This window comes from Nocardioides sp. W7 (assembly GCF_022919075.1).
Classification (GTDB): domain Bacteria; phylum Actinomycetota; class Actinomycetes; order Propionibacteriales; family Nocardioidaceae; genus Nocardioides.
On sequence record NZ_CP095078.1, the window covers coordinates 970,072 to 986,741 of the forward strand.

Genomic DNA, 16,670 nt, shown 5'->3' on the forward strand with positions numbered 1-16,670 from the left:
CGTGACGCGTATCCAGGCCGCCCACGCCCAGGCCGGCTTCGACGTCCGCTTCGACTGGGGGCTGACCGGGGCCCGGGCGGTGGCGGCCGACGTGACGGTCGTGGTCGACGTGCTGTCGTTCTCGACCACGTTGTCGGTGGCGGTCGAGCGGGGGATCGAGGTCTTCCCGCTCGGCTGGCGCGACGTGCGCGCGACGACGTACGCCGCCACCCGTGACGCGGTGCTCGCGGTCGGTCGTCGCGAGGCTGCCGAGGGGCAGGTCAGCCTGTCACCGCTGACGGTCCGCGCGTCGTCCGGCGTGGAGCGGCTGGTGCTGCCGAGCCCGAACGGGTCGAGCATCTGCTTCGGACTGGCCGAGGCCGGCGTCGAGGTGCTGGTCGGCTGCCTGCGCAACGCCCGGGCCGTGGGTGCCGCGCTGGCCGACCGGCTGCGGGACGGCGCGTCGGTCGCGGTCGTGGCCGCCGGCGAGCGGTGGCCCGACGGCTCGCTGCGCCCGGCCGTCGAGGACCTGTGGGGAGCGGGCGCCGTGCTGGCCGCGCTCGCGGACGCCGGAGTCGGCCGGCCGAGCCCCGAGGCCCGGGTCGCGGCGGCGGCGTACGACGTGGTGGCCGGCGACCTGAGCGCCGCCCTGCACGACTGCGCGAGCGGCCGCGAGCTCGTGGAGGGCGGCTTCGGAGGTGACGTGGCCGTGGCCGCCGAGGTGGACGCGACGGACGTCGTACCCGTGCTGTCGGGTGAGTCGTTTCGCGACGGGCCGCGCTCGGATCCGTGATGCTGTGCCGGTGAACCTCGTCTACGTCGTCGTCGCAGCTCTGGTCCGGGCCCTGGTCGTGGTCGTCCTCTACGCCGGCTTCGTCGAGGTCCTCGACCGCAGTGACAGCGACGACGCGCTCGGGGCCGGGCTGCTGTACTTCCTGCTGGTCGTGGTGCTCGCGCTGTGCTGGGCGATCTGGGACGGCTGGCGTCGCGGACTGCCGACCGCGGCGATCGTCTGGCTGATTGCGGGAGCGCTCACGGGCCTCGGGATCCCGGTGGTCTCGATCGCGCTCGACGTGTCGGGTGCGACCCTCGCCGACGAGCTGCGCGACGGCTGGCTCTTCCTGGCCCTGCTGGTGGCCGTTCCCGCGCTGGTCGGGGCGGTGCCGGGCGGGATCGCGCGCCGGGCGCGGGCGGCCTGAGCCGTCCGGCGAGGGTGCCGGCTCGTCAGGGACGGCGGTTGGCGGGCGGGCGCCCGGGCGGTGAGGTGCGCACCTTCCCGCGCGACAGATCGGTGGCTGACCCACCGCCCGATCGGTCACCCTTGGCTGCATGACGCAAGCGTGTAATGATGTAATCATGATTCAGGACGAGACTCGAGAAGTGATCCGCGGCTGGTTCACCGGCCGCCTCCCGGAGGCCTGGACCGCCGGCCCGGCCGAGATCGCCGTCGATCGCGAGGAGATCACCGTCCGGCTGAGCGTCCCCGACGTCGCCGTCGCCGAGGGGGCCTCGCCGGCCGAGGTCGCCGAGGCCCGGGCCGGCCGCGCCAAGGCGTTCCGCGAGGACACCCGCGAGGCCCGGATGGCCATCGCCCGGGAGGCCGAGCACCGCTACGCGCGCAAGGTCTCCTGGGGGGTGCGCCTCGGGGAGGACGAGGACGCCCACGGCGAGCTGTGGACCCACCTGGCGACGCCGGTGATGACCCGGCTGCGCCAGCCGCAGCGACAGGTCCTCGACACCCTCGTCGACGCCGGCGTGGCCCGCTCGCGAGCCGACGCGCTGGCCTGGTGCGTGCGCCTGGTCGGGCAGCACGAGGGCGACTGGCTGGCCGAGCTGCGCGACGCCACCGGCCGGGTCGCCGACGTCCGGGCGAAAGGCCCGGCGGCCTGACTACGCTGGCGTCCGTGACCTTCCCCGAGCCGGTCGTCGCCGCGGTGCTCGCGCACATGAACGACGACCACACCCACGACAGCCTGCTGATCGTCCGCGCCTTCGCGCTCCCCGACGCGGTCGACGCGACCATGACCGGCCTCGACGAGGACGGGGGCATGTGGTCGGCGACGACCGCCGGCGGCGCCGAGGAGGTCCGGGTCCCGTGGCCCGCGGGCGGGATCACCGAGCGTGCCGAGGTCCGCCGCGAGATCGTCGCGCTGTACGACGCCGCGTGCGAGCGGCTCGGCGTCGAGGCGCGCCCGCACTGAACGAGGGGTCTTCAGCCGGTCAGCGACCCTCGTGGGTGGTCACCAGGCCGGTGTCGACGGGCCCGGTGTCGACGGGCGCGGTCGGGGCGGCCGCCAGCACCAGGTAGACCGACAGCGCCAGCAGCCCGGGCAGGGTCGCGAGGAAGCGGCGTACGGGGTGGTCCATGCCTGGGAGTACCCGCAAGCCGCATCGGTCTCACCCACTCGGGGGCATCGGCGACGGACCCTCACCCGACCCGGGTGAAATCCGCTCCGGAACCGCTCGGACCATCGGCACCGGGGCGCGCAGGCCCTACCGTCGAACCATGCTCATCCTTGCGATCATCGTGTTCGGCATCCTCGCGGGCGGTCTCGCCCAGCTCGCGCTGGGCAGCCGGATGGACTCCGTGAACTGGTCGATGGCCATCGTCGCCGGCCTGGCCGGCTCCTTCGTGGGCGGCCTGCTGGTCAGCCTGCTCGCGGGCGACGGCCTGCAGCTGCGGCCCAGTGGCCTGATCGGCTCCTTCGTCGGCGCGCTCCTGGTCACGTTGGGGTGGAACGCCTTCCAGGGCCGCCGGGCCTGAACGAAACGTGGCCCCGCCCGGCGCGCTGGGCTGGGGGCGCCCGCTGGTAGACACGGGGCATGACCGCAGCGAACCCGACGAGCACCGACGTCCGCGCCCAGGCCGAGGCGCACCTGCGCGCCCTGGTGGGCAGCGACGACGCGGTGCTGCGCGAGGACCAGTGGTCGGCGATCGAGGCGCTGGCCGTCCACCGCCGCCGCGCCCTGGTCGTGCAGCGCACCGGCTGGGGCAAGTCGGCCGTCTACTTCCTCGCCACGCTGCTGTTGCGGGCCGAGGGCGCCGGACCCACCGTCATCGTCTCCCCGCTGCTGGCGCTGATGCGCAACCAGATCTCCGCCGCCGAGCGGGCCGGCATCCGCGCGGTGACGATCAACTCCACCAACATCGAGTCCTGGCAGCCGATCCACGACGCCATCAACGCGGGCGAGGTCGACGTGCTGCTGGTCAGCCCGGAGCGGCTAAACAACCCCGGGTTCCGCGACGAGGTGCTGCCGAAGCTGGCGGCCACCTGCGGGCTCCTCGTGGTCGACGAGGCGCACTGCATCTCCGACTGGGGCCACGACTTCCGCCCCGACTACCGCCGGATCCGCACCCTGCTCGGCGACCTGCCGGCCGGGATCCCGGTGCTGGCCACGACGGCGACCGCGAACAGCCGGGTGACCCAGGACGTCGCCGAGCAGCTCGGCAGTGCCGGATCCCTGGGAGACGTGCTCGTCCTGCGCGGCTCGCTCGACCGCGAGTCGCTCCGGCTCGGCGTCGTACGTCTCAAGACCGCGCAGCAGCGGCTGGCCTGGCTGGCCGACCACCTCGCCGAGCAGCCCGGCTCCGGCATCGTCTACTGCCTGACCGTCGCCGCCACCCAGGAGATCGCCGACTACCTCCGCTCGCGCGGGCACGACGTCGCGGCGTACTCCGGCCAGACCGAGCAGACCGAGCGGCTCGCGCTGGAGGCCGACCTGGCGGGCGGCCGGGTCAAGGCACTGATCGCGACCTCCGCGCTCGGCATGGGCTTCGACGCGACCCTCGGCTTCGTGGTCAACATGGGGGCGCCGCAGTCCCCGGTGGCCTACTACCAGCAGGTCGGCCGGGCCGGCCGTGGCACCGACGAGGCCGTGGTGGTGCTGCTCCCGGCGCTCGAGGACCGTGACATCTGGGCCTACTTCGCCTCGCTCGCCTTCCCCCGCGAGGAGCTGGTCCGCCAGTCCCTCGATGTGCTCGCCGGCGAGGGCCGGACGATGAGCACCGGGGCCCTGGAGGCCCACGTCGACCTCAGCCGCAACCGGCTCGAGACGATGCTGAAGGTCCTCGACGTCGACGGCGCGGTGCGCCGGGTCCGGGGCGGCTGGGAGTCGACCGGGCAGCCGTGGTCGTACGACGCCGAGCGCTACCAGCGGGTGACCGAGGCCCGCGAGCGCGAGCAGCGGGCGATGCTCGACTACCTCGACACCGACCAGTGCCGGATGCGCTACCTGCGCGACCAGCTCGACGACCCCGACGCGGCCGACTGCGGGCGCTGCGACAACTGCGGCGGCCTCCGGCTCTCGACCGACGTCTCGGCCGCCGCGATCGAGGAGGCCGACGCCCGGCTGTCGCGCCCCGGGGTGCCGATCGAGCCGCGCAAGATGTGGCCGACCGCGCTGGCCAGCCTCGGCATCGACTGGAAGGGCAAGATCACCGCGCCCGCGAGCGAGGGCCGGGTCGTCGCCCGGCTCACCGACCTGGGGTACGGCGGCGCGCTGCGCGAGCTGTTCCGGCCGGACACGCCCGACGGCCCGGTCCCGGTGGCGCTCGTGCAGGCGGTGGTGGCCGTGCTCGGCGACTGGCAGCCCCGGATCGACGGCATCGTGCACGTCGAGTCCCTGACCCGACCGACCCTGGTGGCCGACCTGGCCGGCGGCCTCTCGCGCTACCTGAAGGTGCCGCTCCTGGGCGCCTTCGCCATCGTCGACCCCGACGTCGCTCCCGGCCAGGGGGCGGCCAACTCCGCCCAGCGGGTCGCCGCCGTCGGGCGGCGCTACGACCTGCACGCCGACCTGCCGCCCGGCGCCCGGGTGCTGCTCGTCGACGACCTGGTCGTCAGCGGCTGGACCCTCACCGTCGCCGCCCGCGCGCTCCGCCAGGCCGGCGCGGCCGACGTACTCCCGCTGGCCCTGGCCAGCCAGTCCTGACCCCCCGCCGAGCGCGCGGACGTCGTACGAGCTGGGCGTCCGGCGTCCCGGAACGCATGACGTCCCGAGATCGCGCCGGCCCTAGGCTCCTCGCATGCGCATCGGCCTCACCCTCCTGACCGATCAACCCTGGGCCGAGGCGGCGCCGCGGTGGCGCGCCACCGAGGAGCTGGGCTTCGACCACGCCTGGACCTACGACCACCTCACCTGGGGCGGGCTGCCGGAGTCGCCGTGGGCGGGCGCGACGCCGACCCTCGCCGCCGCGGCGTCGGTGACCGAGCGGATCGGGATCGGCACCCTCGTCTCGGCGCCGAACTTCCGGCACCCCTACCTGCTCTTCCGCGACGCCCAGGCGATCGAGGACATCTCGGGCGGCCGGTTCCTGCTCGGCCTCGGCACCGGCGGCGACCTGGACTCCCGGGTGCTGGGCGCCGGCGACCTGTCGGTGCGCGAGCGGGTCGACCGGTTCCAGGAGTTCGTGGGTGTCCTGGAGCAGCTGCGCGACGGCGACCACGTCACCACGGAGGGACGCTGGTTCTCGACCGCCGATGCGCGCACCCGCCCGGGCCTGCCGCGCACGCCGTACCTCCTCGCGGCCAACGGCCCTCGCTCACTGCGCTTCGCCGCCGAGCACGGCGGCGGCTGGATCACGACCGGGCCGTACGTCGCCGACTCCGTCGACAGCTGGTACGCCGGCCTCGCCGAGTCGGTCCACGTCTTCGACGACGCGCTCGCGGACTTCGGTCGCGACCCCGGCCTGGTGCCTCGCTACGTGCTGCCCGACGCCACCCCGCACCTGTCCGGGACGGGGCGCTTCGCCCTGTCGAGCGTGGGGTTCTTCGAGGAGATCGCCGGCCGGGTCGCCGAGCTCGGCTTCACCGACCTGGTCACGCACTGGCCGCGCCGGGAGACGGCGTACGTCGGCGACGAGGCCGTGCTGGAGGCCGTCGCCCGCGACGTCCTGCCCCGCCTGCAGAAGGGCTAGTGCCGCGGGTCAGAAGTTCTTGTGCGCTTCGCGCACCCAGAGCACGCGCCTCGCGGCGTTGCCGACGCTCGCAGGACGAACAGGTACGGCGTCGCGCCGACGCCTGGCGAGCCACCCACCCTGAGCACGCCAACCGGTCAACAACTTCCGACCCGCGGCACTAGCGGCTCACCAGCGGACGGTGCCGACCGCCCGGATCGCGTTGACCGCGGAGCCCAGCGGCAGGTCGAACTCGACCGCCTCGGTGCCGACCACCACGACCGGCGGCGGGGTGGCGGACACGTCGACGAACCAGGTGCGGTCGTCGACCTCGGTCGCCGGGGTCAGGTACAGGTCGAAGGCCTCCCACGACTCGATCTCGCCCGTCTCGCCGCGGCGGTGCAGGTCGGCGAGGTCGTAGCGCCCGGGGCCGTCGTACGCCGGGACGGCCAGCGAGAGGGCCGCCAGGGCGGTGGTCCCGAGCAGCACCGGGTCGGGCGCCTCGAGGCGGAGCCGCCACCAGCCGTCCGCCTCTTCGCGCTCGCACGGGAGGGTGATCGTGAGCGTGCCCTGCTCGCCGCCGCTGAGCGTGATCGTCAGCTCGGCCGTGGCGCCCGCCGCGGACCGGTCCGCGAGCCGGTCGCGACGCTCGGTCTCCGCGCGGGCCTCGCTCTCGGCCTCGCGCGCCGCGACGGCCTCGGGGCGGTACTCCTCGGCCTTCTCCTTCAGCTCGGACACCAGTCCGGTGGCCAGCTTGGCGACGTCCTTCCAGCCCATCTGTCTGTCTCCTCGTGCGTGGTCGGGGGGACAACCTAGGCCGCGACCGCCCGGACCCGCTCGATGATTTCCGTGGAAGTCAGTGCGAGCGCCGGGATAGTCCGTCACATGAGGGGGTCCTGCCGCCGGATCGCCCCGCTGGTGTGACGGACTACCCCAGCGACCGACCCGGCCCTGGACACCGAACTGAAACTCGTTCTAGTTTGCCCGGCATGACCCGACCCCTGCGCGTGATCCAGTGGACGACCGGCAACATCGGACGACGCTCGCTGCACGCGATCCTCGCCCGCCCGGACCTCGAGCTCGTCGGCGTCTACGCCCACGGCGCGGACAAGGTCGGGAAGGACGCCTCCGAGCTGTGCGGTTGGCCGGAGCCGACGGGCGTGCTGGCGACCAACGACGTCGAAGCGCTGCTCGCGCTGGGCGCCGACGCGTGCTGCTACAACCCGTTGTGGCCCTCGGTCGACGAGCTCTGTGCGCTGCTGGAGGCCGGGGTCAACGTCTGCTCCAGCGCGGCCTGGATCACCGGCGGGAAGCAGTCACCCGAGGACCTGGAGCGGGTCCGCCAGGCCTGCGAGCGTGGCCAGTCGACGATCTTCGGCAGCGGCGCGCACCCGGGAATGACCAACCTGGTCGGCATGGTGCTCAGCGGCTCCTGCGAGCGGGTCGACGAGATCCGGATCACCGAGTCGGTGGACTGCTCGACGTACGAGTCGGCGGGCACGCAGACCGCGATGGGCTTCTCGCAGCGGCCGGACACGCCGGGCCTGGCCGAGTCGGTACGCCGCGAGTCCGAGGTCTTCGCCGAGTCGGCCGCGATGATGGCCGACGCGCTCGGCGTGACCCTGGACCGGATGACCTTCGACGTCACCTTCACCGAGGCGACCGGCGACACCGACCTCGGCTTCATGACGATCCCGGCCGGCACGGTCGGGGGCGTGATGGGCTACCACCGCGGCTGGGTGGGGGACCGCAACGTGGTCAGCGTCGGGTTCAACTGGACCATGGGCGAGCACGTCGTACCCCCGAAGCCGCTGGCGCACGGCCACGTCATCCAGGTCTTCGGCGTGCCGAACATGCGTACGGTCATCCACTGCCTGCCCCCGAAGGACTGGGCGGAGGGGTTCATGGACCTCGGGATGATCTACACCGCGATGCCGGTCACCAACGCGGTGCCGTACGTCGTCGCCGCCCCGCCGGGGATCGTCACCCTGGCCGACCTGCCCCCGATCACCGGCCGCGTCGCCCCCTAACCCTGAAAGGCCGAGTCAGCACTACTGGTGCTGACTCGGCCCGCCACTTCTGCTGACTCGGCGAGGGGTCGGACTCAGTGGCCGGCGAGCAGGGTGGGGTCGATCGCGTGGTCGGCCTTCTTGCGCGGCAGGAAGAACGCCGGGATGAGGACCAGCAGCACCATCACCGCGGCCACCCAGAAGACGCCGCTGAACACGCCGGCCAGGTCGCCGACCGGGTCCACCGGGCCGATGTCGTTCTTGACGCCGTTGGTGAGCAGCACCGAGAAGATCGCGGTGCCGATCGACGCGGCCACCTGCTGGATGATGTTCATCAGGGTGGAGCCGCGGGCGATGGTGTGCTCGCGCAGCGTCTGCATCGCGGCGGACATGATCGGCATCATGGTCGCGCCCATGCCGAGGCCCTGGATGAACAGCGCCAGGCCGAGGAACCAGTACGACGTGCTGTCGTCGAGCATGGCGTAGAGCCCCATGCCGACGGCGATGGTGGCGACGCCGGTCAGCACGATCTTGCCGGGACCGATCTTGTCGCTCAGTACGCCGGCGATCGGCATCGTGAGCATCGCGCCGATGCCCTGCGGGGCCAGCAGCAGACCGGCCATCATCGCGGACTCGCCGCGCACGCCCTGGTAGTACTGCGGGAACAGCAGGCTGGCGCCGAAGAACGCGATCGCGAAGAGCGACATGGCGATCACCGCGAACGTCAGGGTGCGGTTCGCGAAGAGGCGCAGGTCGACCAGCGGGTGGGCGTTGCGGCGGTCCAGGGCCCACGGGACGAACGCGGTGATCAGGGCCAGGCCGAGGATCGCGGGCACCAGCACCTCGGCGTCCCAGGCGGTGCCAGTCTCGGGGATCGTCGAGATGCCGAACAGGAACAGGGCCAGGCCGGGGGAGAGCAGCACCATGCCCAGCCAGTCGAAGCTCTCCGACGGCGTCGGGTTGTCGGCGGGGAGCACCTTGTAGGAGTAGACGAGGGCGCCCACGCCGATCGGGACGTTGATCAGGAAGATCCAGTGCCACGAGGCGTTGTCGATGAGCGCGCCGCCGAGGATCGGCCCGGCGATCGGGCCGAGCAGCATCGGGATGCCCATCACGGCCATCACCCGGCCGATCCGCTCCGGGCCGGCGGCCCGGGTCAGGATCGTCATGCCGAGCGGCACCAGCATGCCGCCGCCGAAGCCCTGCAGCACCCGGAAGAACACCAGCATCTCCAGCGACGTGGCGGCGGCGCACAGCGTCGAGCCGGCGGCGAAGAGGCCGATCGCCATCAGGTAGAGCCGCTTGGTGCCGAACCGGTCGGAGGCCCAGCCGGTCAGCGGGATCACGCTCGCCAGGGCGAGCGTGTAGGCGGTCATCGTCCACGCGACCTGGGCGGTCGAGGCGTCGAACTCGCGCTCGAAGGTCCGCAGCGCGACCGAGACGACGGTGATGTCGAGGATCGACATGATCGCCCCGAGCACCACCACCCCCGCGACGAGGAGGACGCCGCGGTCGAGCTTGTCGGGACTGGTGCTGGGAGAAGGAGGGCTGGTGGAGGGAGCAGAGGTCACCGAGCAAGGCTAAGAGGGGTCCCCAACCCATCGCACCCGACTTTGGTCGCGCTGCGGCGTGTCTTCGCTCACGCCCGGGGCCCGCCGGGCCGCCGCAATCAACACAAGGACGTCGAGCGGCAGCTGATCGGGTCGCGGAACCGGGTCAGGAGCACCGTGAGCGGCCCGGGCAGGTCGCCGAGCGACTCCGAAGGCATGCACCTCTGGCGCGGACGTCACCGCCCGCACCTGTCCGGCTGCGTGTTGTCTCAGGCGCCTCTGGGGTCACACCTATGTCGGGAAACCCGCGCCTGTGTCGAGATGTTTCACGACGTAGGCGTGAGTTTCGCCGCCCAGGCGGAGAAACTCACTCGCCGAGCGAGCCCTCACCCCCGGCCCCGCGCGGTCAGGCGGTGATCGCCTTGACCGCGTCGACCAGCGCGGGGTCGCTCGGCTCCACCCGGGGACCGAACCGCGCGACCACGGTGCCGTCGGCGGCGACCAGGAACTTCTCGAAGTTCCAGGCCACGTCGCCGGCCTCGCCCTGCTCATTGGGGATCGAGACCAGCTCGGCGTAGATCGGGTGCCGGTCGTCACCGTTGACGTCGATCTTCTCCGTCATGGGAAAGGTCACGCCGTACGTCGCCGAGCAGAACTCCGCGATCTCCTCCGAGGTGCCCGGCTCCTGGCCCATGAACTGGTTGCACGGCAGGCCGACCACGGTGAAACCGGCGCCGGCGTACTCCTCGTGGAGCTGCTCGAGGCCGGCGTACTGCGGGGTCAGCCCGCACTTGCTCGCGACGTTGACCAGCAGGGCGGGCCGGCCGCCGGTGATCTCGCCGAGAGTGGCGGGGGTGCCGTCGAGACGGGCGATGGAGGTGTCGAGGATGCTCATGAGAGCCGAGACTAGTGAGTACGGCGAAGCCGGGGTGTCGGCGTTCCGGGCTACGGTCCCTTCCGTGAGTTTCGTCCCCGTCTCCGGCCCGGCGACGTTCCGTGCGGCGCAGCCGCCGCGCGAGGGGACGGTCGAGTTCAGCGACGAGCGGCGCACCGTCGTGCTGCCGATCCGCTCGGCGATCCCGATCCTCACCAAGGCGCAGGCCCGCGACGACCTCCATCCAAGCGTCTCGCTTCTCGCCGGGGCGGCGCTGCTGGGGCTGCGGCTGGTCGCGGCGGGCAAGCTGGAGCCGGCGAGCGGGCCGGTCCCGAGCTGGCAGGTGACCCCCCTGGACGCCGACGACCGCGAGCGGATCAGCCTCCTGGCCGGCAGTCGCGGCGCCATCGGCCTGGAGCCGGCGGCCGCGACCGAGCTGGTCCGCTCGGTGCTCGCCGCCGTCGTCGACGCCGTCCCGCGCACGGCGCCGGGGCCGGCGCGGCCCGACCCCGCGCCCGACTTCCGGTCCCGGCTGAAGCGACGCATCGAGCAGCACCGCGAGGAGCCGCCCGACCAGCGCCCGCAGCTGGTGTCGATCTCGCTGCGGGTCGAGGCCGACGAGGAGGAGCTGGTCGACGGCGCCGTGCGCGTGGTCCTGCAGGTCCACGACGAGCAGAACCCCCTGCACGTCAGCGATGCCGCGGTGCTGTGGGCCGAGGGCGGCGCCGACGCGAGCCACGGGTTCGGCGACCGGGCCCGCACCCACGCCACCATCGCGCTGCGGGCCGCGGCCGAGGCCTGGCCGGTGCTCGACCGGCTCCTGGAGCTGCGGGTGCCCGACCAGCTCACCCTCGACGGCGCCGAGATCGCCAGCCTGCTCGAGGACGGCGTGGCCGCGCTGCGTGACCGAGGTGTCGACGTGCTCTGGCCGCGCTCGCTGGGCCGTGACCTCACCACCCGCGCCGTGCTCGACCGGGCTCCCTCGTCCACCGGGCCGCGCGAGGAGCAGCTGCAGACCGGCCTGTTCGGTGCCGGCGAGATGTTCGCCTTCAACTGGCAGGTCGCCCTGCACGGCGACCCGCTCACCGACGAGGAGATGGAGCAGCTCGCCGAGTCCGCCTCGCCCCTGCTCAAGCTGCGCGGCAGCTGGACGGTCATCGACCCTTCGGTCGCCCGCCGCGCCCGCAAGCGGCTGCTGCGCCGGGTCAGCGCCGGCGAGGCGGTCGCGGCCACTCTCACCGGCACCGCCCTGGTCGCCACCCCCGGCGGCGAGGCGCAGGAGACGCAGGTCATCGTCGGGGCGTCCCTGCTGAAGGTGCGCGAGCGGCTCACCGTCGCGGCGACCCGCGACCCGGTGCCGGTGCCGGCCGCCCTGCAGGCCACGCTGCGCGACTACCAGCGCCAGGGGCTGACCTGGCTCGCCGAGATGACCGACCTCGGCCTGGGTGCCTGCCTGGCCGACGACATGGGCCTCGGCAAGACGGTCACGCTGATCGCGCTCCACCTCCATCGGGTCTCGACGGGCGCCACCGGTCCGACGCTCGTGGTCTGCCCGGCCAGCCTGCTGGGCAACTGGGAGGCCGAGATCGAGCGGTTCGCCCCCGGCACCCAGGTCCGCCGCTTCCACGGCGGCCAGCGCTCGCTCGAGGGCTACGACGAGCCCGACCTGCTCGGATCGGCCGGCGGCGGGTTCGTGCTGACGACGTACGGCACGATGCGGGTCTCGGCCGAGGAGCTCGCCGCGGTGCCGTGGGACCTGGTGGTCGCCGACGAGGCGCAGCACATCAAGAACTCCCGCTCCTCGACGGCGCGGGCGCTGCGGTCCATCCCGAGCGCGGGCCGGGTGGCGCTGACCGGCACCCCGGTCGAGAACGACCTCACCGAGCTGTGGTCGATCCTCGACTGGGCGACGCCGGGACTGCTCGGCAGCCGCAACGCCTTCCGCAAGGTCTGGGCCGCGCCCATCGAGTCCGGGCAGGAGCCGACCAAGGCCAAGCAGTTCGCCGAGCTGGTCGAGCCGTTCCTGCTGCGCCGCCGCAAGTCCGACCCCGGCATCGCGCCGGAGCTGCCGCCCAAGACCGAGACCGACCACCCGCTGCGCCTGACCCGGGAGCAGACGGTGCTCTACGAGGCGTTCGTGCGCGACACCATGGAGCGGATCGAGCGCGCCGACGAGGACGCCCGGCGCGGGCTGGTGCTGATGCTGCTCACCGGCCTCAAGCAGATCTGCAACCACCCGGCCCACTTCCTCAAGCAGTCGGGTGCCGCGCGGCTGGCCGGACGCAGCGAGAAGCTCGACCTGCTCGACGAGCTGCTCGCGACCGCCCTCTCCGAGGACGGCGCGGTGCTGGTCTTCACCCAGTACGTCGCCATGGCCCGCCTCCTGGAGAGCCACCTCGACCGCACCGGGGTCGCCCACCAGCTGCTGCACGGCGGCACGCCGGTGCGACAGCGCGAGGCGATGGTCCGCAGCTTCCAGGCCGGCGACACCCCGGTCTTCCTGCTCTCGCTCAAGGCCGGCGGCACCGGCCTCAACCTCACCCGCGCCGACCACGTCGTCCACATCGACCGCTGGTGGAACCCCGCGGTCGAGGACCAGGCCACCGACCGGGCCTACCGGATCGGCCAGACCAAGCCGGTCCAGGTGCACCGGATGATCACCCGCGGCACCATCGAGGAGAAGGTCGCCGAGCTGCTCAAGCGCAAGCGCGCCCTGGCCGACGCCGTGCTCGGCCGCGGCGAGGCCGCTCTGACCGAGCTCAGCAACGACGAGCTGCGCGACCTGGTCACCCTGCGACCGAGCTGATGACCCGCCACCTGCACCCGCGCATCGCGCCCCGGCGCTCCACGGCCCGGGCGACGACCTGGTGGGGCAAGGCTTGGGTGCGCGCGGTCGAGGAGTCGGCGTTCGCGCACGAGGACCTGGCCGGCGCGCGAAAGCTGGCCCGCAGCGGCCGGGTCGGCCAGATCGCCGTCGAGGAGGGCGGCTACTACGCGGCCGTGGAGGACGAGGGCGGGATGGTCACGGTCGCCGGGGTGCTGCCGGTGCTCGACGCCGACGGCCGGGCCACGCTGGTCGAGGTGGTCGCGGCCGAGGCCGGCCGGATCGCCGCGCTGATGTCCGGCGAGCTGCCGCACCTGCTCGTCGAGCACGCCGACGAGGCCGGCGTCGAGCTGCTGCCGTACGGCGGGGAGCTGGGCTCGGCCTGCACCTGCGACGCCTGGGCCGACCCGTGCCGGCACGCGCTCGCGGTGCTCTACCAGCTCGCCTGGCTGGTCGAGGTGGACCCGTTCGTGCTCCTCCACCTGCGCGGCCTCGCCCGCGAGGAGCTGCTCGCCCGCCTGCACGAGCGCGAGCAGGTGCCGCCCGAGCACGCCGACGGTGACCTGGAGTCGGCGCTCGACGCCGCGCTCCGCGCCGCCCGGCTCCTGGAGCTGCTCGACGACCCCGACAGCCGGGTCGACCACCTGCTCTAACGCTTCACGAGCGCGGGGAGCACGTCGAGCAGCTGCCGTCCGGCCTCGGCGGGGGTCCGGCCGGCACCGGCCGCCCAGGCCTCGGCGTACGACTGCTCGCCGAGCGCGGCCCGGGCGTGCCGCAGACCGGCGTCGAGCCGCACCGCCTCGGCGCCGTACGCCGCGTCGGTCCCGGAGGTCGCGGCGACCAGCTCCACCAGCTCCCGGGCCGCCCCGAGCCGCTCCAGCAGGGGTACGACGTTGCGCAGGCAGGTGAGGAAGAGCACCGCGTTGCCGGACGCGATCCAGTGCCGGACCGCCCGGCAGGTGTGGTCGACGGTGTCGGTCGTCAGCGGCCCGACCCGGCAGCGGATGGCGGTGTCGACGGTGGTGGCGATGCCGAGCACCAGCCGGTTGTCGACCGGCGTGGCGATCCGGATCGCGGCGGCCGTGGCGGCGAGGGCGCGCTGCGGGTCGGAGTCGGCCAGCACCTCGGCCTCGGCGTACCGCACGAACGCCGACCAGGTCGGGTTGCCGGACCGGGTCGCGGCACGGTGCGCGACGGCGAGCAGGTGGGTGGCGTCCCGGCCGGCGTACGTCTCGGCGAGCACCATGCCGACCGCGGCGGCGGCCGCGTGCGACCAGGCTCCGGCGGCGTTGGCGGCGTCGTACCCCTCCTGGCTGCAGCGCATCGACTCGTCGAGGTCGCCCACGGCGAGCGCGATGTCGGACAGTGCGTCGAGCGCCCGGGCCGCGGTCACCGAGCCGGGCTCCGCGAGCGCCACGGCCCGCTCGCCGTGGGCACGGGCGTCGTCGTGCGCGCCCGTCATCCAGTGGTACGACGCCGCGCAGACGTGCAGCGCGGCCGTCTCGGCGGCGCCGCCGAGCGCGAGCACGTCGAGCGACCAGCGCAGCGCGTCGGGTCGCAGCCGGTAGTACGCCCAGCGGTCGAGGCCGCCGACCAGCCGCGCGGCGAGCGCGGCCTCGCCGCCGGCGACCGCCCAGCGGACCGCCGCGGCGACATCCGCGTGGGCGGCGTCCAGGCGTGCCCCGCACGCTGCCTCGTCCGGGCCGAGCAGGCCGACGGCGGCCTCCTCGACCAGGTCCGCGGCCCAGCCGGCGTGCGCCCGGCGCCCGGTCGCCCGTTCGGCGTCGTCGAGCCGGCTGTGGGCGTAGGCCCGAAGCGTCTCGAGCATGCGGTACTCGCCGTGGCCCACGGGTCCGGGCCGGACCAGCAGGGACCGCTCGGTGAGCACGCCGACGAGGTCGTCGGCGTCCGGACCGAGCACCGCCTCGGCGGCGTCGAGGTCGAAGCGCCCGACGAAGACCGAGAGCCGCAGGAAGGCCGAGCGCTCCTCGGCGGCGAGCAGGTCGACCGACCAGGCGATCGTCGCGCTCAGGGTGTGCTGGCGACTGGGCCCGCGCCGCCCGGTGGAGCGGAGCAGGTCGAGCCGGTCGATCAGCCGGGCGTGCAGGTCGTCGAGGGTGAACGCGCCGACCCGGCCCGCGGCGAGCTCGATGGCGAGCGGGAGGCCGTCGAGGTGGCGGACCAGGTCCGCGATGGTCCGCAGCGTGGTGTCGTCGACGACCAGGTCGGGTGCGACCGCCCGAGCCCGCTCGACGAAGAGCGCGACCGCCGGCGACTCGGCCTGACCCGTCCCGGTGACCGGCAGCTGCAGCGGGGGCAGCGGGAGGACCTGCTCCCCGGTGGCCGCCAGCCGCTCCCGGGAGGTGGCGAGCACGCGGACGCGGGGGCCGGCGGCCAGCAGGTCCTCGGCGAGCTCGGTGAGCACGCCCAGCAGGTGCTCGCAGTTGTCGAGCACCAGGATCCGGTCGGCCGACGCCACCCGGTGCCGGACCGCCTCCGCCAGGGTCGCGCCCGGGAAGGCCTCGACGCCGAGGGCCCCGGCGACCGCGGGCAGCACGTCCGTCGGGTCGGTGACGGTCGCCAGGTCGACCCACCAGTGCCGACGCTCGCGGACGACGTGGGCGGCGAGCGTCGTCTTGCCGACCCCGCCCGGACCGACCACGGTGACGCAGCGGTGCAGGCCGAGCAGCCGGTCCAGGGAGGCGATCTGGGCGTCGCGGCCGTGCAGTCGCGGCCCGGCCGGCCGCTCGGGCGGGGTGTGCGTCCCCGTCGTCCGGGGGCGTACGACGCTCAGCCGGCGCGCCGGCGCGGGCCGGCGCTGCAGCAGCTCCTGCTGCAGCGCGACCAGCTCGGGGGAGGGGTCCAGCCCGAGCTCGTCGGCGAGCAGCCGGCGGTGCGAGGCGAACGCGGCGAGCGCACCGGCCACGTCGCCGGTGTGGTGCAGCGCGGTCATCAGCAGGCCGACGCCGCGCTCGCGGAGCGGCTCGTCGGCGACCAGCAGGCGCAGCTCGCCCAAGGCCCGGTCGGCGCGGTCCGCCTCCAGCAGCGCGGCGGCCCGCTCCTCCAGGGCCGCCAGTCGCGCCTCGGTCAGCCGCAGCGACTCGCCGGCGGCCAGGTCGGTGGCCAGCGCGCCCCACGCGGGTCCCCGCCACCGGGCCAGCGCGGCGTCGTACCTCTCCACGCGGGCGGCGGCGCCCTCCCCGGCGACCGGGGCGACCTGGGTCAGGAAGTCGTCGGAGTCCAGCCGCAGGCCGGCGGCGTCGATCCGGTAGCCCGACCCGGTCCGCTCCACCAGGGCGGCCCGCTCGGCCAGCGCCCGGCGTACCCGCGCGACCGTCGTGTGCAGGGCCGCCCGGGCGTCGCCCGGCGGGTCGGTGCCCCAGACGTCGTCGACCAGCCGCTCGGCGCCCAGCACCCGGCCCCGGGCGAGCACCAGCGCGGCGAGCAGCCGCCCCGGCCGTCCCGCGGGGAAGGGCGTCGGCCCGCGCGCCAGCACGAGCTCGGGCTCGCCGAGCACGCGCACCGACACGGGGGTCAT

General features: G+C 74.1%; 15 protein-coding genes. 10 read left to right on the forward strand and 5 right to left on the reverse strand.

Annotated elements, in window-relative coordinates; translation table 11 throughout:
- Window position 1: 1 nt before the first annotated feature.
- From MUB56_RS04695 to MUB56_RS04710, 4 genes are all read left to right on the forward strand, one after another.
- A complete protein-coding gene (locus MUB56_RS04695; protein WP_244930748.1) occupies window positions 2-772 on the forward strand; it encodes a 2-phosphosulfolactate phosphatase in 771 nt (256 codons plus the stop codon).
- A gap of 10 nt (window positions 773-782) precedes the next feature.
- Entirely contained in the window at window positions 783-1,178 is a 396-nt protein-coding gene (locus MUB56_RS04700; RefSeq protein WP_244930749.1) for a hypothetical protein, read from the forward strand.
- A gap of 157 nt (window positions 1,179-1,335) precedes the next feature.
- Window positions 1,336-1,869, forward strand: coding sequence for a hypothetical protein (locus MUB56_RS04705; RefSeq protein ID WP_280637365.1), 534 nt, complete (start codon window positions 1,336-1,338; stop codon window positions 1,867-1,869).
- A gap of 14 nt (window positions 1,870-1,883) precedes the next feature.
- Window positions 1,884-2,180 (forward strand): DUF2470 domain-containing protein, encoded by a 297-nt coding sequence (locus MUB56_RS04710; RefSeq protein ID WP_244930750.1) that lies wholly within the window; start codon window positions 1,884-1,886, stop codon window positions 2,178-2,180.
- A gap of 19 nt (window positions 2,181-2,199) precedes the next feature.
- Here MUB56_RS04710 and MUB56_RS04715 read toward each other — a convergent pair whose 3' ends face one another.
- On the reverse strand, window positions 2,200-2,346 hold the full coding sequence (locus MUB56_RS04715; RefSeq protein WP_244930751.1) for a hypothetical protein: 147 nt from the start codon (window positions 2,344-2,346) through the stop codon (window positions 2,200-2,202).
- A gap of 139 nt (window positions 2,347-2,485) precedes the next feature.
- On the opposite strand from MUB56_RS04715, the gene MUB56_RS04720 reads away from it, so the two are divergent.
- The 3 genes from MUB56_RS04720 (at window position 2,486) to MUB56_RS04730 (ending at window position 5,896) form a co-directional block, all read left to right on the forward strand.
- Window positions 2,486-2,743 (forward strand): GlsB/YeaQ/YmgE family stress response membrane protein, encoded by a 258-nt coding sequence (locus MUB56_RS04720; protein ID WP_244930752.1) that lies wholly within the window; start codon window positions 2,486-2,488, stop codon window positions 2,741-2,743.
- A gap of 59 nt (window positions 2,744-2,802) precedes the next feature.
- The gene (locus MUB56_RS04725) at window positions 2,803-4,911 is read left to right on the forward strand and encodes a DEAD/DEAH box helicase (RefSeq protein ID WP_244930753.1); all 2,109 of its coding nucleotides are present in this window, start codon (window positions 2,803-2,805) and stop codon (window positions 4,909-4,911) included.
- A gap of 94 nt (window positions 4,912-5,005) precedes the next feature.
- A complete protein-coding gene (locus MUB56_RS04730) occupies window positions 5,006-5,896 on the forward strand; it encodes an LLM class flavin-dependent oxidoreductase (protein WP_244930754.1) in 891 nt (296 codons plus the stop codon).
- A gap of 168 nt (window positions 5,897-6,064) precedes the next feature.
- Here MUB56_RS04730 and MUB56_RS04735 read toward each other — a convergent pair whose 3' ends face one another.
- The gene (locus MUB56_RS04735) at window positions 6,065-6,652 is read right to left on the reverse strand and encodes a hypothetical protein (RefSeq protein ID WP_244930755.1); all 588 of its coding nucleotides are present in this window, start codon (window positions 6,650-6,652) and stop codon (window positions 6,065-6,067) included.
- Window positions 6,653-6,864: 212 nt separating this feature from the next.
- Between MUB56_RS04735 and MUB56_RS04740 the strand changes: the two genes are divergently transcribed.
- A complete protein-coding gene (locus tag MUB56_RS04740) occupies window positions 6,865-7,905 on the forward strand; it encodes a hypothetical protein (RefSeq protein WP_244930756.1) in 1,041 nt (346 codons plus the stop codon).
- A 74-nt stretch (window positions 7,906-7,979) separates the two neighbouring features.
- Here MUB56_RS04740 and MUB56_RS04745 read toward each other — a convergent pair whose 3' ends face one another.
- Both MUB56_RS04745 and MUB56_RS04750 read right to left on the reverse strand, forming a co-directional pair.
- Entirely contained in the window at window positions 7,980-9,455 is a 1,476-nt protein-coding gene (locus MUB56_RS04745) for a DHA2 family efflux MFS transporter permease subunit (RefSeq protein ID WP_244930757.1), read from the reverse strand.
- A 385-nt stretch (window positions 9,456-9,840) separates the two neighbouring features.
- Complete coding sequence (locus tag MUB56_RS04750; protein ID WP_244930758.1) at window positions 9,841-10,329, reverse strand: glutathione peroxidase; 489 nt, start codon at window positions 10,327-10,329, stop codon at window positions 9,841-9,843.
- 64 nt (window positions 10,330-10,393) lie between these two features.
- Here MUB56_RS04750 and MUB56_RS04755 point away from each other — a divergent pair, with 64 nt between their 5' ends.
- On the forward strand, window positions 10,394-13,114 hold the full coding sequence (locus MUB56_RS04755) for a DEAD/DEAH box helicase (RefSeq protein ID WP_244930759.1): 2,721 nt from the start codon (window positions 10,394-10,396) through the stop codon (window positions 13,112-13,114).
- Window positions 13,114-13,785 carry an SWIM zinc finger family protein gene (locus tag MUB56_RS04760; RefSeq protein WP_244930760.1) on the forward strand — a complete coding sequence of 224 codons (672 nt, stop codon included), beginning with the start codon at window positions 13,114-13,116 and terminating at the stop codon, window positions 13,783-13,785. The genes MUB56_RS04755 and MUB56_RS04760 overlap by 1 nt, the downstream gene beginning before the upstream one ends.
- Here the strand turns inward: MUB56_RS04760 and MUB56_RS04765 are convergent.
- Window positions 13,782-16,670, reverse strand: coding sequence for a BTAD domain-containing putative transcriptional regulator (locus MUB56_RS04765; RefSeq protein ID WP_244930761.1), 2,889 nt, complete (start codon window positions 16,668-16,670; stop codon window positions 13,782-13,784). The two genes, MUB56_RS04760 and MUB56_RS04765, sit on opposite strands and share 4 nt — an antisense overlap.

Bases quoted from the DNA above. Each gene is read 5' to 3' on its own strand.
- MUB56_RS04765 (WP_244930761.1), bottom strand. From the start codon at position 16,670: ATGACCCCCGTGTCGGTGCGCGTGCTCGGCGAGCCCGAGCTCGTGCTG.
- MUB56_RS04750 (WP_244930758.1), bottom strand. From the start codon at position 10,329: ATGAGCATCCTCGACACCTCCATCGCCCGTCTCGACGGCACCCCCGCC.
- MUB56_RS04760 (WP_244930760.1), top strand. From the start codon at position 13,114: ATGACCCGCCACCTGCACCCGCGCATCGCGCCCCGGCGCTCCACGGCC.
- MUB56_RS04730 (WP_244930754.1), top strand. From the start codon at position 5,006: ATGCGCATCGGCCTCACCCTCCTGACCGATCAACCCTGGGCCGAGGCG.
- MUB56_RS04740 (WP_244930756.1), top strand. From the start codon at position 6,865: ATGACCCGACCCCTGCGCGTGATCCAGTGGACGACCGGCAACATCGGA.
- MUB56_RS04725 (WP_244930753.1), top strand. From the start codon at position 2,803: ATGACCGCAGCGAACCCGACGAGCACCGACGTCCGCGCCCAGGCCGAG.
- MUB56_RS04715 (WP_244930751.1), bottom strand. From the start codon at position 2,346: ATGGACCACCCCGTACGCCGCTTCCTCGCGACCCTGCCCGGGCTGCTG.
- MUB56_RS04720 (WP_244930752.1), top strand. From the start codon at position 2,486: ATGCTCATCCTTGCGATCATCGTGTTCGGCATCCTCGCGGGCGGTCTC.
- MUB56_RS04735 (WP_244930755.1), bottom strand. From the start codon at position 6,652: ATGGGCTGGAAGGACGTCGCCAAGCTGGCCACCGGACTGGTGTCCGAG.
- MUB56_RS04705 (WP_280637365.1), top strand. From the start codon at position 1,336: ATGATTCAGGACGAGACTCGAGAAGTGATCCGCGGCTGGTTCACCGGC.